Annotated in this window: 16 protein-coding genes; 10 read left to right on the top strand and 6 right to left on the bottom strand. The window is 62.6% G+C overall.

Features of this window, described 5'->3' with window-relative positions; translation table 11 throughout:
- Positions 1 to 9: 9 nt before the first annotated feature.
- Positions 10 to 633 carry a LysE family translocator gene (locus NKH71_RS27280; protein WP_023718327.1) on the bottom strand — a complete coding sequence of 208 codons (624 nt, stop codon included), beginning with the start codon at positions 631 to 633 and terminating at the stop codon, positions 10 to 12.
- Positions 634 to 821: 188 nt separating this feature from the next.
- Between NKH71_RS27280 and NKH71_RS27275 the strand changes: the two genes are divergently transcribed.
- From NKH71_RS27275 to NKH71_RS27230, 10 genes are all read left to right on the top strand, one after another.
- On the top strand, positions 822 to 1,586 hold the full coding sequence (locus NKH71_RS27275) for a L,D-transpeptidase (protein ID WP_023718328.1): 765 nt from the start codon (positions 822 to 824) through the stop codon (positions 1,584 to 1,586).
- Between the two features lie 219 nt (positions 1,587 to 1,805).
- Positions 1,806 to 2,126, top strand: a complete 321-nt coding sequence (locus NKH71_RS27270) for a putative quinol monooxygenase (protein WP_031193766.1) — start codon at positions 1,806 to 1,808, stop codon at positions 2,124 to 2,126.
- A 79-nt stretch (positions 2,127 to 2,205) separates the two neighbouring features.
- Entirely contained in the window at positions 2,206 to 3,372 is a 1,167-nt protein-coding gene (locus NKH71_RS27265) for a diphosphate--fructose-6-phosphate 1-phosphotransferase (protein WP_352484717.1), read from the top strand.
- Positions 3,373 to 3,388: 16 nt separating this feature from the next.
- On the top strand, positions 3,389 to 4,114 hold the full coding sequence (locus tag NKH71_RS27260) for an MBL fold metallo-hydrolase (protein ID WP_352495226.1): 726 nt from the start codon (positions 3,389 to 3,391) through the stop codon (positions 4,112 to 4,114).
- 366 nt (positions 4,115 to 4,480) lie between these two features.
- Positions 4,481 to 6,019, top strand: a complete 1,539-nt coding sequence (locus NKH71_RS27255; protein ID WP_023718332.1) for a DegQ family serine endoprotease — start codon at positions 4,481 to 4,483, stop codon at positions 6,017 to 6,019.
- Positions 6,020 to 6,151: 132 nt separating this feature from the next.
- Complete coding sequence (locus tag NKH71_RS27250; protein WP_352484722.1) at positions 6,152 to 6,763, top strand: molybdopterin-dependent oxidoreductase; 612 nt, start codon at positions 6,152 to 6,154, stop codon at positions 6,761 to 6,763.
- Positions 6,760 to 7,506 carry an FAD-binding oxidoreductase gene (locus tag NKH71_RS27245; protein ID WP_352484723.1) on the top strand — a complete coding sequence of 249 codons (747 nt, stop codon included), beginning with the start codon at positions 6,760 to 6,762 and terminating at the stop codon, positions 7,504 to 7,506. The genes NKH71_RS27250 and NKH71_RS27245 overlap by 4 nt, the downstream gene beginning before the upstream one ends.
- Positions 7,507 to 7,947: 441 nt before the next feature.
- Positions 7,948 to 8,151, top strand: a complete 204-nt coding sequence (locus NKH71_RS27240) for a DUF680 domain-containing protein (protein WP_023718335.1) — start codon at positions 7,948 to 7,950, stop codon at positions 8,149 to 8,151.
- A gap of 71 nt (positions 8,152 to 8,222) precedes the next feature.
- Positions 8,223 to 8,429 carry a DUF680 domain-containing protein gene (locus NKH71_RS27235; RefSeq protein ID WP_352789403.1) on the top strand — a complete coding sequence of 69 codons (207 nt, stop codon included), beginning with the start codon at positions 8,223 to 8,225 and terminating at the stop codon, positions 8,427 to 8,429.
- 67 nt (positions 8,430 to 8,496) lie between these two features.
- Complete coding sequence (locus NKH71_RS27230; RefSeq protein ID WP_023718337.1) at positions 8,497 to 8,736, top strand: DUF680 domain-containing protein; 240 nt, start codon at positions 8,497 to 8,499, stop codon at positions 8,734 to 8,736.
- Between the two features lie 182 nt (positions 8,737 to 8,918).
- Here NKH71_RS27230 and NKH71_RS27225 read toward each other — a convergent pair whose 3' ends face one another.
- The 5 genes from NKH71_RS27225 to NKH71_RS27205 form a co-directional block, all read right to left on the bottom strand.
- On the bottom strand, positions 8,919 to 10,031 hold the full coding sequence (locus NKH71_RS27225; protein WP_023718338.1) for an ABC transporter ATP-binding protein: 1,113 nt from the start codon (positions 10,029 to 10,031) through the stop codon (positions 8,919 to 8,921).
- A 25-nt stretch (positions 10,032 to 10,056) separates the two neighbouring features.
- Positions 10,057 to 11,721 carry a beta-galactosidase BglA gene (bglA, locus tag NKH71_RS27220; protein ID WP_352855789.1) on the bottom strand — a complete coding sequence of 555 codons (1,665 nt, stop codon included), beginning with the start codon at positions 11,719 to 11,721 and terminating at the stop codon, positions 10,057 to 10,059.
- 4 nt (positions 11,722 to 11,725) lie between these two features.
- Positions 11,726 to 12,880, bottom strand: a complete 1,155-nt coding sequence (locus NKH71_RS27215) for a carbohydrate ABC transporter permease (RefSeq protein ID WP_023718340.1) — start codon at positions 12,878 to 12,880, stop codon at positions 11,726 to 11,728.
- 1 nt (position 12,881) lies between these two features.
- A complete protein-coding gene (locus tag NKH71_RS27210; protein WP_352640567.1) occupies positions 12,882 to 13,895 on the bottom strand; it encodes a carbohydrate ABC transporter permease in 1,014 nt (337 codons plus the stop codon).
- A 227-nt stretch (positions 13,896 to 14,122) separates the two neighbouring features.
- Positions 14,123 to 15,478, bottom strand: coding sequence for an ABC transporter substrate-binding protein (locus NKH71_RS27205; RefSeq protein WP_352789396.1), 1,356 nt, complete (start codon positions 15,476 to 15,478; stop codon positions 14,123 to 14,125).
- Positions 15,479 to 15,516: the final 38 nt, after the last annotated feature.

Genomic DNA, 15,516 nt, shown 5'->3' with positions numbered 1-15,516 from the left:
GGCTTGTCCTCAGTTGCCCGAGCGCATCGCCACCGTGGCGATGCCGGCGCCGACCAGCAGCGTGCCGCCGGTGCGGTTGAAGATGCGGATCGCCTTGGGATTGCGCACGACGTTGCGCGCCCTTGCCGCAATCAGCGCATAACCGAAGGCATTGGCGAAGGCGAGCGCCAGGAAGGTCGTCTCGAAGATCAGCATCTGTGTCCAGAAATCCGCATGCCGGTCGAGGAACTGCGGCAGGAAGGCGACAAAAAAGGTGATGCTTTTCGGATTGAGCGCGGTAACCAGCCAGGCATGTGCCGTCATCTTGGCCGATGACACCGCATCGGTGCGCGGTTCGGCCCGCAGCGCGCCGCCGGCGCGAAACAGCTTGATGCCGAGATAGATCAGATAGCCGGCGCCGATCACCTTCAGCACGGTGAATACGGTGGCCGACGCCGCCAGCAGCGCGCCGATGCCCAGCATCGACAGTGTCATCGCGGTGAAGTCGCCGAGCGCCACGCCGACTGCCATCGGCAGCGCCGTGCGCCAGCCCTGGCCGAGCGCATAGGACACCACCAGCAGGATGGTCGGGCCCGGAATGACCAGAAGGACTGCCGAGGCGGCGGCAAAGGCGGCCCAGTTTTCGAAGGACATTTTCTTCTCCTTGAGCTCAAAGAAGAGGATAAATCCTTGGCCTCGCGAAGATGTAAAGAGGCAAAAACCGAAAAAGCCCCTCGTTAACGGCAGATGGCTGGCCTTCACGCTTTTTCAACCATGATTGGTGAAAATGCCTGCTATCCGGCCGGACCGTGTTTCCCGCCGATAGCGTAGGGTTTGGGTAAATGCGTGAGTTGCCGCACGGTCTGTCGCTGCCGCACACTGGCGACGCAATCGAAACCGAGATACAGCTTTCCCGTCGCACGGTGCTGTCCGGCGCCGGTGCGCTGGCGCTGCTCGGCGTCGCCGGCTGCAGCCAGACGCTGGATCTGCCGTCGCTCCAGCTCGACGACGTCACCACCGGCTCGATCCGGCCCATCCGCCCGAGTATCAGCGTCGACAAGAACATCACCAGCCCCGACGTGATGTACGCTTCGCTCACCGACGGTGGCTTCAATGTGCCGGAAGTGCCCTATCTCAAGGTCAAGCCGGAATTCCGCCGCCAGATTGTCGTCGATCCGACCGGCGAGCAACCCGGCACGATCGTCGTGCATTCGCAAGAGCGGCTGCTCTATCTGGTGCAGCCCGGCGGCGAAGCGATCCGTTACGGCGTCGGCATCGGCAAGGACGGGTTCCGCTGGTCCGGCCGCGCCAACATCCAGTACGGCAAGGAATGGCCGGTCTGGACCCCACCGCCCGAGATGATCGTCCGCAAGCCGGAGCTGGTGAAATGGCAGAGCGGAAAGCCGGGCGGCCTCGACAATCCGCTCGGCGCGCGCGCCCTCTACATCTATCAGAACGGCAGCGACACCGGCTATCGCATCCACGGCTCGCCCGAATGGTGGAGCATCGGCCAGGCGATGTCGTCGGGCTGCGTGCGCCTGATCAACCAGGACATCATCGATCTCTACAGCCGCGTCTCCAAGAAGAATCCGGTGGTCGTCGTCTGACCGGCGGCCAAGGCTCGAGCGATTACTCTGCCGGCTAGCACTGCACACCCATGTACTACAATTTTGTGCGAATTCATGCGACGCTTCGCCTTGCCCAGCCATGTCCGCTCGTGTGACTGACAAGTTTTGGGAGATCGCGACATCGTTGCGCTGATCGAGGCGAGCGAAGCGGAGAAGCCGACCATGCGTGGTCCCTTGCAAGAAGCAAGAAAGCAATTGATGCCGCTTGTCAGGATAGCTGAACTGGAAATCGATCCTAAGCAGATCGGCAGCTACAGGGCCCTGCTTGCTGAAGAGATTGAGGCTTCTGTACGCGTCGAGCCGGGCGTGCTTTTCCTTCATGCGGTGGCAGTAAAAGGCACGCCTGAAAAGGTGCGCGTGATCGAATGCTACGCCGATCGGGCGGCCTATGAGGCCCACCTGACCACGCCGCACTTTCTCAAATACAAGGCGCAGACGGCGAGTATGGTCAGGTCACTTCGGCTCATCGAAACGGATCCTATCGCGCTGCAAGCGAAGAGTGGCGCGATTTCAAACTGACCCACTGCCTCTGCCGTTGCGCGATGCCACAAGACAGGCGAATGTGCCTGCGATTTTCATCGCCCGGGAGACGTGAACAATGGCCGGAACTTTTGTGATCGCGCAAGGCGGCGGCCCGACCGCCGTCATCAACCAAACGGTGGTGGGCGCTGCGCTCGAAATCCGCAAGCGGCATCCCGGCGCCAAGGTCCTTGGTTCCATCCACGGCGTGCGCGGCATTCGTGACGGCAATTACGTCGATCTTTCCGCCATCCCCGAGGACCGTTTGCGGCTGATCGCGGCGACGCCGAGCGCCGCGCTTGGTTCGACGCGCGACAAGCCGGATGCCGCCTATTGCGACCTCGTCCTCAACGGCTTGAAGAAAGCCGGTGCCGACGCCTTCATCTATATCGGCGGCAACGACACCTCGGGCACGCAGCAGATCCTGACCGACGCCGCCGGCGGCAAGATGGCCTTCGTGCATGCGCCAAAAACCATCGACAACGATCTCGAGGAGAACGACCATACGCCCGGCTTCATGTCGGCGGCCGAGTTCGTCGCCGGCGCGTTTCTTTCGGTCGATCTCGATTTCCGCGCTTTGCCGGGCATTTATGTCGGCATCGTCATGGGGCGGCACGCCGGTTTCCTGACGGCCGCGTCCGCGGCATGGCAGCTCGATCAGGACAGCGGCCCGCATCTCGTCTACGTGCCGGAGCGGCCGTTCTCGGCGGCCGGTTTCATCGACGACGTGCGCGCCACGCTCGACCGCCACAAGCGCTGCATCGTTGCCGTCTCCGAAGGCGTCAGCACCGCCGACGGCAAGGCACTGGTCGAAAGCCTGGTGCCGCCGGAAAGGCTGGAGCGCGACCAGCACGGCAACGTCAAGCTGTCGGGCAGCGACCTGCCGGCAGCCTTGGAGCGCGCGCTGGCCGAGGGATTGCCGGGCAAGCGGGCGCGCGTCGATGCGCTCGGCTACATGCCGCGCGGCTATGTCGGCGCCATCAGCGCGGTGGACGCGCAGGAGGCCTTCGACGCCGGCGCCTTCGCGGTCACGGTCGCCGACGAGGGCGGCGGTTCGGTGGCGCTGCAATATGACGGCAAGAAAACCGTGCTGAAGAAGGTGCCGCTGAAGAACGTCGCCGGCAAGACGCGCCATATGCCGGATGATTTCATGCTGCCCGATGTCAACCGGCTGTCCGATGCGGGGATGGCCTATCTGAAGCGGCTGGTCCCGCAAAAATACAAGGTCGGCAAGCCGTTCGTCTGATGCGGGCCTTGATCTGATGGACAACTGGTTCAGCAAAACCATCGTCGACGCAGAGACGACCATGCTGACCGAGCCCTTCGTGCATGAATTCGTGCGCGCCAACATCTGGCATTTGCGCGGCCGCGACGTCGACCTGCTGGTCGACACCGGCATGGGGATCTGCCCACTGGCGCCGCAGATCGACACGCCGGCCGGCAAGCCGCTGCTCGTCGTCGCCACGCATATCCATCTCGATCATGTCGGCTCGCTGCACGAGTTTCCGTTGCGGGCAGGGCCGCGCCACAGCGCCGCGCAGTTCGGCAGCATGGATGAAGCGATTACCTACGCCTACATGTTCCATGACCTGGAAGGGGCTGTCTCCAGGCTGCCGGCGGAGGGCTGGAAAGCCGCCGATTACAGGATTCCGCCGGCGCCGCTGACTAGGACCCTGGACGAGGGCGATAGGGTCGACCTCGGCGACCGCCAATTCCGCGTCCTGCATCTGCCCGGCCACTCTCCTGATTCGATCGCGCTGTTCGACGAGGCCGACGGCCTGTTCTTCGCCGGCGACGCCATCTACGACGCCACGCTGATCGACGACCTGCCGGATTCGGATCGTGCCGCCTACCGCCACACGATGCAGCGGCTGCTCGATCTGCCGATCCGCATCGGCCATGGCGGTCATGGACCGAGCTTCGACGGCAGGCGGATGCGCGAGATCGCCTCGGCGTATCTCAGGCGAACGGACGGGACAGCGGCATAGGAAGCCTCGGCAGGGGCGGTGAGGGGCGGCACAACCTGAGGCGATTTTTCTTGGGTAGCTATTTTGTTCTTGCTTTGTGCCGGCAGCTATGCTAGTAATTTGGGTATGGTGCTGATTTGCCCCAACGACCCGCCGCAAGGCGGGTTTTTGTTTTCGGCTTTCGGCGCCAGCCCGGCAAGGCGGCTGCCAGCCGGAAATTAAATCTTCGTAATATTATCTGGAAACCACGATCGGCGCCCTAGATGCGGGGCTGTCGATTCGGTCGGCCGCCGTGCCAGGCGAGACAGGCAAGGCCGACACGCCGATGGAGCGTTCCGGTGACGGAACGCTGCGGCGCCCGATCAATCTCTCGCCCGGACAACGGCCATGTCACCAATCCAGACCCTTCGCAGACATCGCGTCGCCGCTTTGCTGGGCGCCGCGCTGATCGTCAGCCCCTTCGCCCTGCCTCTCGCTCCCAGGCTGAATGATGTCCTGGCGGCAACAGTGACGCCACCTGTCACCGGCATGACCGCTCCCAGCGGTTCGTTCGCTCCGGTCGTGGCGGCCGACAAACCGGCAGTGGTGACCATCACGACGGTCATGAAAGCCCAACAGCCGGACACCACGAGCGATGGCTCTCCCTTTGGCGGAACCTCGCCTTTCGACGATTATTTCCGCCATTTCTTCGATGACCAGGGACAGCCCGCCCCCAAGACGCCGCCGGAACAGGCGCCGCGCACCGAGGCCCTCGGCTCAGGCTTCATCGTCGGCGCCAACGGCACCATCGTCACCAACAATCACGTCGTCGACGGCGCCCAGTCGATCAAGGTGACGCTCGACGACGGCACCGAGCTTCCCGCCAAATTGATCGGCCATGACGCCAAGAACGATCTTGCCGTGCTCGAGGTCAAAGCCGGCAAGCCCTTGCCGACCGTCAAATGGGGCGATTCCGACAAGCTCATGCCGGGCGATCAGGTGCTCGCCTTCGGCAATCCTTTCGGCCTTGGCACCACCGTCACGGCCGGCATCGTCTCGGCGCGCGGCCGCGACCTGCACAGCGGGCCGTTTGACGATTTCATCCAGATCGACGCACCGATCAACCGGGGCAATTCCGGCGGCCCGCTGACGGATGTGAACGGCAATGTCGTCGGCATCAACACGGCGATCTTTTCGCCGAATGGCGGCAGCGTCGGCGTCGGCTTCGCCATCCCCTCGGACCAGGCGCAAAAGGTCGTCGCCAAGCTGATGAAGGGCGGCTCCATCCAGTACGGCTATCTCGGCGTCCAGATCCAGCCGGTGACGCCTGATATGGCGAGCGCCATCGGCCTCGATCACCCCGCCGGCGTGCTGGTCGCGCAGGTCAGCGACGGATCGCCGGCCGCCAAGGCCGGCATCGAGACCGGCGATGTCATTACCAGCTTCGCCGGCCAGGACATAAAGGATCCAAGGGACCTGTCACGCGCCGTCGCCGACATTGCGCCCGGCACGAGGGAAGCGCTCAATGTCTGGCGCAAGGGGAAGGGCCTGCAGATCTCCGTCGAGATCGGGCGCAACGAAGACGATATGGCGACGGGATCGGTGGCCGGCGATCAGGGTCAGCCGTCGACGGGGCAGGGCCTTCGCGCACCGACGCTCGGTCTCGGCCTGATGGACGTCACCCCGGATGTGCGCCAGGCAATGAACCTGGCAGGCAACCAGCACGGCGCACTGGTCGAGCGCGTCGACCCGAACAAGGCGGCATCGGCTTCCGGCATTCAGCCCGGCGACATCATCGTCGCCGTCGACCAGCATCCGGTGAGGAGCGCCAGGCAGGCTAACCAGGCGATTTCTCAGGCTGCCAAATCCGGCAAGAAATCGGTGCTGCTGCTTGTCGAGCGCGGCGACGCCCAGATGTTTGTCGCCGTGCCCTTTGCCAGTGGCTGAGGCACGCGCCGCGCTGCCAAAATCGACGTAGAGCACTGCCGCCAGGCCGAGCCAAGATTTCGGTTGCCCGCGGGCGCGTCTTCGAGAAAACTGACAAGGGTCGATTGGACCTTGCGCAAACGGATATTCTCGATGGTTACCCGAGGCTTCTCTTCCGGACGAAAGCCCCCGACGGATACGAATGCACGTATCCCGCCGGGGCAGTATCTCGAGCAAGGTTTCCCGGTCCTGTCGGCCGGCCCGACGCCGCATGTGCGCACCGAGGATTGGTCGTTCACGCTTAAGCACGGGCCGCGGCCGATCAAGAAGTGGAACTGGGCCGAGTTCAATGCGCTGCCCTTGACCAAGATGACGCGCGACATCCATTGCGTGACCGCATGGACCAAGTTCGACACCGCGTGGCAGGGCGTGCTGGTCGATGACATCCTTGCCGACGCCGGCATCGAGCCGCCCACCGCCTTCACGCTGGCGCTGGGTTTCGACGGCTATTCCACCAACGTGCCGACGAAGGATCTCACCGGCGGCAAGGCGATGGTGGCACTGCTTTACGAGGGCAAGCCGATCACCCCCGATCATGGCGGGCCGGCGCGGCTGCTCGTTCCACATCTCTATTTCTGGAAATCGGCCAAATGGCTGAACGGGCTGCAGTTCACCGAGCGTGACGAGCCGGGTTTCTGGGAGCTGCGAGGCTATCATATCTATGGCGACCCGTGGCGCGAACAGCGCTACACGAACGATCCATGAGCGACGCACCGGCGACGCAGTCGCCCTGGCAGACAGTCACCATCACCCGCATCCAAAAGCGCACGCCGCGCGTCACCAGCTTTTTCCTACAGCCATCGCGGCCCTTCGCTTACCGTGCCGGACAGCATGTCGACGTCAGGCTGACAGCGCCTGACGGCTATCAGGCGCGCCGCTCCTATTCCATCGCCTCGGCGCCGGAGACCGGCGAGACCATCGAGCTGGCGATTGAAAAACTCGAGGACGGCGAGGTCTCGCCGTTCTTTCACGAGATCGCGGCGGTGGGCGACGACGTCGAATTGCGCGGGCCGCTCGGCGGCCATTTCGTCTGGTCCGACAGCGATGGCGGACCGCTCTTGCTCGTCGGCGGCGGGTCGGGCGTGGTGCCGCTGATGTCAATGGTCCGTCACCGGGCGATGCGGGAGTCGCTGGTCGCCGCCGCGCTGGTGTTTTCCGCGCGGGTCTGGGACGAGGTGATCTTTCGCGACGAGTTGATCGACCTCGCCGAGCGCCGGGATGGCTTCGACCTGGTGCTGACGCTGACGCGCGAGCCGGCCCGCCGTCCGGCGGATTATGCGCGGCGGATCGACGCCGCGATGATGGTGCAAGCCATGACGAGGCTGCCCGCGCCGCCGAAGCTGGCCTTCGTCTGCGGCTCGAACGCATTCGTGACGGCCGCCGCCGAGGCACTGATCGATGCCGGCGTCCCGGCGGCACTCATCCGCACCGAACGCTACGGGGTCTGACCCGGTTCTGCTTGCCCGTTGCAGTCTTTGCTGCCCGGCATAAACAGGCCGAAAACAGGTAGAACGGCAAGGTCGCGCTTGGCTGAAATGGTTAACGATTCGACAAACAACCCCTGCTGCTACTTTTATCGGTTTAAAAAATCGAACCGAACGGTTCGTTTCTGTTGACAATGCGTGCAGGACGCTGTGAACGCTGCCTCTCCAAGCCACCTTGCAGCCAGACCGATGCTATGGGCTATCTACTTGATATTTAGCAATAAAATTGTGGCGGAGGGAATCTCTGGCACAATTTCAAGGTGTAGATTCTTGGTCCACACCAAACAACTTCGTGATTGGAAACTGGCCATTGGCTTTCCCACATCGGGGCTGTCCGGACGACGCGAATTCCTCCCAAGACACGCCGCTCGCCGGACGGAAAAACTGAGATACTGGAGTACTAAAATGAAAAAGATCGCTCTTGCCGCCGTCGCCGTTTTGGCCATCACCGGCAGCGCCTTCGCTGGCAGCGACAACTTTGGTTCCAAGGGTGCGAACCAGCCTGCCGCTTCGGTCGACAGCTCGTACACGGCTTCCATTCAGAAGCCGGCTCATGCTGACGAGCAGCCTGTCCAGGGCGCCGACCGTAACCTCTTCGGCAACAACTAACAGCCGATCCCAGCATCAGGGCGGCGGGCATTATCCGCCGCCTGGGACCCGAGAAATTCAGGAGTATTAAAATGAAAAAGATCGTTCTTGCTGCCGCCGCCGTTCTGACCATCACCGGCAGCGCTTTCGCCGCTAGCGACAATTATGGTTCCAACGGTGCCAACCAGCCTGCGCCTTCCGTCGATAGCTCGTACACGGCTTCCGTCAAGACGTCGGACCATGCTGAAAAGCAGCCGGTCGTCCAGGGCGCCGACCGCAACCTCTTCGGCAACAACTAATAGCCGATCCCAGCATCAAAGCGGCGGGTGAGCCCGCCGCTTGATTTGAAAATCCAGGAGTACCCAAATGAAAAAGATTGTTCTTACTGCCGCCGCTCTCTTGATTGCCGCCGGCAGCGCCTATGCCCGCAACGACAATGTTGGCGGGACCGACATCAACAAGCAGTCGACCGTCAACGTCGACAAGACGCAGACGTTTTCGGTACGTGACAGCAATTCGCCGATCTACAAACTGCTGAATTCGTCTGGCGATGTGCCCAAGTCCGCGCCTCAGGGCGCCGACCGCAACCTCTTCGGTAACAACTAGAGCAATTCCAGGAAAAGTGTGAAACGGTTTTCCGTCCGGAATTGCGTCAAAACAAAGAGATAGAGCGGTTCGGCGTTTCCGTGAAAACGATGAACCGCTCTAACAGCCGAACTGGAATTCCAAACAAGAGCGGCGGGCCATGCCCGCCGCTCTTGTCTTTGCATGGCGGAAAAACGCCTGCTTCAAGCCGCCTTTGCTTCTGCTTCATGGAGCGCGAAAGAGCGCCCGTCGGCGTCGAAAATATGCAGGTCGCCTGCGTCCGCCGTCAGCCGCAGCGTCGCTCCGCGCTTGACCTCGACATTGCCCGGCAGCTTGGTCACCAGCGGCAGGTCGGCGCGGCCGATGTCGACATAGACGAGTTGGACCTCGCCGAGCTGCTCGACATAATCGACCGTCCCTTCGAACAAATAGTCGGCGCCGGTGGCAATCATCAGATCCTCCGGCCGCACCCCGAAGCTCACCGCAGCGCCTTTCGCCGAGGCAGGCGTTGCGATCGGCACCGTTGCCTTGCGGCCGCCGACATGGCTGACGAGCGTCGGGTTGCCGGTCTTGTCGATCGTTGCCGGCAGGATGTTCATCGCCGGCGAGCCGATGAACTGGGCGACGAACAGATTGCCGGGCCGCTTGTAGAGCTCCATCGGCGTGCCGACCTGTTCGATATGGCCTTCCTTCAGAACCACGATGCGGTCGGCCAGCGTCATCGCCTCGACCTGGTCGTGGGTGACGTAGATCATCGTTGTGGCCGGCATCGATTCCTTGAGCTTGGCGATCTCGATGCGGGTAGCGACGCGCAGCGCCGCGTCGAGGTTGGACAGCGGCTCGTCGAACAGGAAGACCTTGGGATTGCGCACGATGGCGCGGCCGATAGCGACGCGCTGGCGCTGGCCGCCCGACATCGCCTTGGGCAGACGGTCGAGATATTTGGTCAGCTGCAGGATCTCGGCCGCCTGGCGCACCCGCTTGTCGATCTCGGCCTTGCTTTCCTTGCCGATCTTCATCGAGAACGCCATGTTGTCGTAGACGGTCATGTGCGGATAGAGCGCATAGGACTGGAACACCATGGCGATGCCGCGCTTCGACGGCGGCACGTCGTTGACGATTTCGCCGTCTATCTTGAGCTCGCCTGAGGTGATCTCCTCCAGCCCGGCGATGCAGCGCAGCAAGGTCGACTTGCCGCAACCAGACGGACCGACGAAGACGATGAATTCGCCCGACTTTATGTCGAGGTCGACGCCGTGCAGAATGTTGAGATTGCCGTATGATTTCTTCACTTGCCTTAGCGTGACATCGGCCATGGTACCCTCCAGTTCTTCCTTGAATTCAGTCGATACGCCCGAACCAGGCGCCGTAGCCGCCGAGGCGGATAGTGCCGGCGCCAGTCTGTCCCGAAAACCCGTGTCCCGGCAAGGGCTGCAGTGAGCGGCCGCCGAGATCGACCTCGGCCGGCTTTGCTCCGAGATTGAAGGCGCAGACGATCTGCTCGTTGCCTTCGCGGCGCGTGAAGGCGACGGTGTCGCCCTCGCTTTCGATGAACTCGATATCGCCCTTGGCCAGCGCCGGATGGGCGCGGCGGAAAGCCAGGAAGCGCCGATAGTGCTCGAGCAGCGAGCCGTCGTCGCCCTGCTGCACATTGACCGCTTGCGCAAGATGCTTGCTGGGCACCGGCAGCCAGGGCTTTGCCGTCGAGAAGCCGCCATTGCGGGCAGCGCCGTCCCAAACCATCGGCGTGCGGCAGCCATCGCGGCCCTTGAATTCCGGCCAGAAGCGGATGCCGTATGGGTCCTGCAGATCCTCGAAGCTGAGCTCGGCCTCGCTAAGCCCGAGCTCCTCGCCCTGATAGATGCAGACCGAGCCGCGCAACGACATCAGCAGCGCCGAGATGACCTTGAGGTAGGCGGTCGGGTCGGGCTCGCCGGCAGCCCAGCGCGAGGCAGGGCGCATCACGTCATGGTTGGAGAAGGCCCAGCACGACCAACCGTCGCTGGCCACCTTGCCGAAGGTTTCCAGCACCGAGCGCACCTTTGCCGCGCTGATCTTCTCCGGCGCCAGGAAGTCGAAGGAGTAGCACATATGCACGCGTTTGCCGCCTGCCGTATAGGCCGCCACCACTTCCAGCCCACGCTGCGAATCGCCGACTTCGCCAACCGCGGCCGTCGCCGGATATTCGTCGAGCAGGGCGCGGAAGCGTTCGAGGAAGCCGAGGTTTTCAGGCCGGCTCTTGTCGTAGAGATGGTCCTGGTAGTTGTAGGGGTTGACGGCCGGCGCCGTCTGGTCGTTGCGCTGCTCGGGCGGCAGCGGCGGATTGTCTTCCAGGCCTTGGCTGTGGAAGTAGAAATTGATGGTATCGAGGCGAAAGCCATCGACGCCGCGCTCCAGCCAGAAGCGGGTGACATCGAGCAGCGCGTCCTGGACCGCGCGGCTGTGGAAGTTGAGGTCGGGCTGCTCGGCCAGGAAATTATGCAGGTAATATTGCTGGCGGCTGGTGTCCCACTGCCAGGCCGAGCCGCCGAAGATCGACAGCCAGTTGTTGGGCGGCGTGCCGTCCGGCTTGGCATCCGCCCAGACATACCAGTCGGCTTTTGGATTGCTGCGGCTCGAACGGCTTTCCTTGAACCATGGATGGATGTCGGCGGTGTGCGAGAGCACCTCGTCGATCATCACCTTGAGGCCAAGCCGGTGCGCCTCTGCGGTCAGCGCGTCGAAGTCGGCCAGCGTGCCGAACATCGGATCGACGTCGCAATAATCCGACACGTCGTAGCCGAAATCCTTCATCGGCGATTTGAAAAATGGCGAGATCCAGATGGCGTCGGCACCGAGCGAGGCGATGTAGGGCAGCCGGCCGATGATGCCCCTGAGGTCGCCGATGCCGTCGCTGTTCGAATCCTGATAGCTGCGCGGATAGATCTGGTAGATCACGGCACCTCGCCACCAGTCGCGATCGATCGCGAGATCGGGCTTCGGGGTCGCCTTCAAAGCGGATTGCATGATTTCAACCTCCTTTCACCGAGCCGGCAAGCAGCCCGCGGACGAAATAGCGCTGCAGCGAGAAGAACACGATCAGCGGCACGATGATGGTGACGAAGGCCGATGTCGTCAGGATCTCCCAGTCGCCGCCGCGCGAACCGAGCAACGCATTGAGCTTGGCGGTCAGCACGATCTGGTCGCCCTCGGTACCGAGGAAAACCATCGCCACCAGCAGATCGTTCCACACCCAGAGAAACTGGAAGATGGCGAACGAGGCCAGCACCGGGAACGACAATGGCAGCACGATCTTGACGAAGATCTCGAAATCGCTGGCGCCGTCGATGCGCGCCGATTCCATGATCTCGCGTGGCAGGCCGGCAATATAACTCCTCAACAGATAGATGGCGAAGGGCAGGCCGAAGCCGGTATGTGCCAGCCAGATGCCGAGATAGGTTTTCGACGGCACGCCGAAGAAACTGCCGACGCCGTTATAGAGCTTCAACAGCGGGATCAGCGACATCTGCAGCGGCACGACCAGGAGGCCGATGATGACGGCGATGAGCAGCGCCCGGCCGGGAAAGCGCATCCACGCCAAAGCGTAGGCGGCGAACGCGGCGATCAGGATCGGGATCACGGTCGCCGGAATGGTGACGGTCAGCGAATTCATGAAGGAGCGGCCGATGCCTTCCGAAAACAGCACCGTGTCGTAGTTGTCGGTGGTGAATTTCGGCGGCGCCGACGAGGCGTAATAGACGCGCTGGCCGCGTTCGCTTTCGAAAGCCTTCGGCGAGGTCATGACGAAACTGCCGTCGGCATTGAGCTGCAGGGTCACGCCGTCGCCGAGATCGGCTGTCGTGCCGGCGGGATATTGCGTCGGTGCGGCCGACTTGACGCCGAAGGCGCTGATGTTGCGGGCAGGACCGTCGCCGAAGATATTGCCTTGCAGGACGAACTTGCCGTCCTTCTCGACCTGCGCCGAAGCGGGCGGCAGCCGTCCGGCTTCCGTCTGGCTGGAACTGGTGAACGAGTTCCACCAGCCCGAAGCGATGATCTGGTCCTTGTCGCGCAGCGACGAGACCAGGATGCCGAGCGTCGGGATCGTCCAGATCGCAACGAAGATGAAGACGGCGATATGGACGCCGAAACGGCTGACAAAGGACTTTCCGGTCGCCACGGCCATCTCAATGTCCCTCCGTCTCTTTGTTCGCCTGGCGGATGTTCCAGACCATGATCGGAATGACCGCGATCATGATGATGATGGCGATGGTGGCGCCGCGGCCGAAATCGCCGCCGCCGCGGAACATCCAGTCGAACATCAGATTGGCCAGCACCTGGCTGTTCCACTGGCCGTTGGTCATGGTCAGCACGATGTCGAAAACCTTCAGCACCAGGATGGTGATGGTGGTCCAGACTACGGCGATGGTGCCCCAGATCTGCGGCACCATGATCTTCCAGAAGATCTGGAAAGGATTGGCGCCGTCGATGACGGCGGCTTCCAGCGTCTCTTCCGGAATGCCGCGCAAGGCCGACGACAGGATGACCATGGCAAAGCCGGTCTGGATCCAGATCAGGATGACCATCAGGAAGAAGTTGTTCCAGAACGGCAGCGATATCCAGACCTGCGGCTGGCCGCCGAAATACTGGATGATGGCGTTGAGCAGACCGATCTGCGTCTGGCCGTCGCCGCGATACTCGTAGATGAATTTCCAGATGACGCTGGCGCCGACGAAGGAGATGGCCAGCGGCAGGAAGATCAGGCTCTTGGCGATGGTGCCCCACCAGATCTTGTCGGTGAGCACGGCGATGATCAGCCCGAGGAAGGTGCAGGCGGCCGGCACCACTGCCAGCCAGATGATGTTGTTGAGGATCGAGTTGCGGAACTCGCGGTCGCCGAACGCCCAGTGATAGTTGGCCAAGCCGACGAAATGGCCGCCGCCGCGATCGAGGAACGACAGCCTCAGCGTCTCCACCACCGGGTAGATCAGGTAGATGGTGAGGATGATCATCGCCGGCCCGACGAACAGCCACGGCCGGATCACCCCCTGCCGCCGCAGATTGTTAATCGCCGCCTTGCCGGAAACGCCGCGTGCCGGAAAGATCGTATCGAGTGCCTTGTTGGCGCCCCAGAAATAGGCGACGCAGCCGCCCACGCCGATGATGATGACGAATATCGCCGAAAAAATCTGAGCCGCCATGGGTCCCTCCCCCTGCGCACGGATCCGCCAGTCGAGAATGGCTTTGGCGACGGGATCATGCGCCGATTCAGTTGTCTGGAGCGCGACCAGCCGAAAAGCAGGTCACTGGGCGCGCATCATGCCGGAATGCGTTGTGCTCACGACAATCGACGCGACGCCAAGCACCGGATAAGGTCCGGGCCGTTTGAGGCCCGGACCGCATCACATTGGGAACGCAAGCCGGCCGCTTACTTGATCGCGTCCCAGCTTTTCTGGATATCGGTGGCGACGTCCTGGGCGGACTTGCCGCCGACCAGGTCGATCATGCCGGTCCAGAAGGCGCCGGCGCCGATCTTGCCCGGCATCAGGTCGGACCCATCGAAGCGGAAGGTCGAGGCGTTGGCCAGGATTTCGCCCTGCTTCTTCAGCGCGTCGCTGGCATAGGCGTCCTTGTTGACCGACTTGAACGGCGTCACGAAGCCACCCTGCGCCATCCAGATCTCATGAGCGAGCGGCAGCTTCAGGAATTCGATGAACGCGCGGGCACTCTTGCTATCCTTGGTGATCATGGCGAGCGTGCCGGCGCCCAGCACCGGAGTGCCGAGATCGGGCTTGGAGGCGTAGGGCGGGTAATAGAAGAAGTCGGCATCCTCGCCGATCTTGGTGCCTTGCGGGAAGAAGGTCGGGATGAATGATGCCTGGTGGTGCAGATAGCATTTTGGCGGCACCGAGAAGAGGCCCTTCGGGCTGTCGCGGAAATCGGTCGCCGCAACCGCCTTTGCACCGCCCTCGACCATTTTGTCGTCGGTCGCGATCTGGCCGAAAATGTCGATGGCGTTGACCACGGCCGGATCGTTGAACGGAATTTCGTTCTTCACCCATTTGTCGTAGGTCTCGGGCGTCTGGGTGCGCAGCATGATGTCTTCGACCCAGTCGGTCGCAGGCCAGCCGGTGGCGCCGCCCGAACCAAGCCCGATGCACCATGGCGTGCCGCCGTCGGCGATGATCTTCTTTTCGAGCTCGGCAAGCTCTTCCTGCGTCTTCGGCACCTTGTAGCCGGCTTCCTCGAAATTATCCGGCGAGTACCAGACTAGCGATTTCACGTCGGCCTTGTAGGGGAACGCGAAGAAACCGGGCTTGCCGTCCTTGTCCTTGAAGGTGCCGAGGTCGACCCAGGATTGGCCGGCGCCGTAATTGTCCTTGACCCAGGTGGCGGTGTCGTCGCCGAGCGGCGTCAAAAGCCCCTTCGATGCCAGATCCTGGATCAGACCCGGCTGCGGCAGCACGGCGATGTTGGGCGGGCTGCCGGCCTGCGTGTCGATGACGATCTGCTGCTCGTAATTCTCCGACGAGGAGTACTTGATCTCGGCGCCGGTGGCTTCGGAGAAATAATCGAGAACGGTGCGGACAAGCCCTTCGTCCTCGCCGCGCCACGGTCCGAAGATCGTCAGCGTCTCGCCCTTGAGGTCGACCTTCTTGAGCTCCTCGTAGTTGGCCCAGTTGAAACGGGGATCTTCGCCCGGCTTGAACTTCAGTTCGGCTTGCGCCGGCATGGCCAGGGCGAGCGTGGCAAACGCAGCGCCCAGCAGAAGCATTTTCTTCATCGGTATTCCCTCCCAGTGGTGACAAACACCGAACGAAA

The sequence above is a fragment of the Mesorhizobium sp. M0983 genome, from assembly GCF_040318975.1.
In the GTDB taxonomy this organism is placed as follows: domain Bacteria; phylum Pseudomonadota; class Alphaproteobacteria; order Rhizobiales; family Rhizobiaceae; genus Mesorhizobium.
This window is presented reverse-complemented; position numbering and strand designations above follow the sequence as displayed.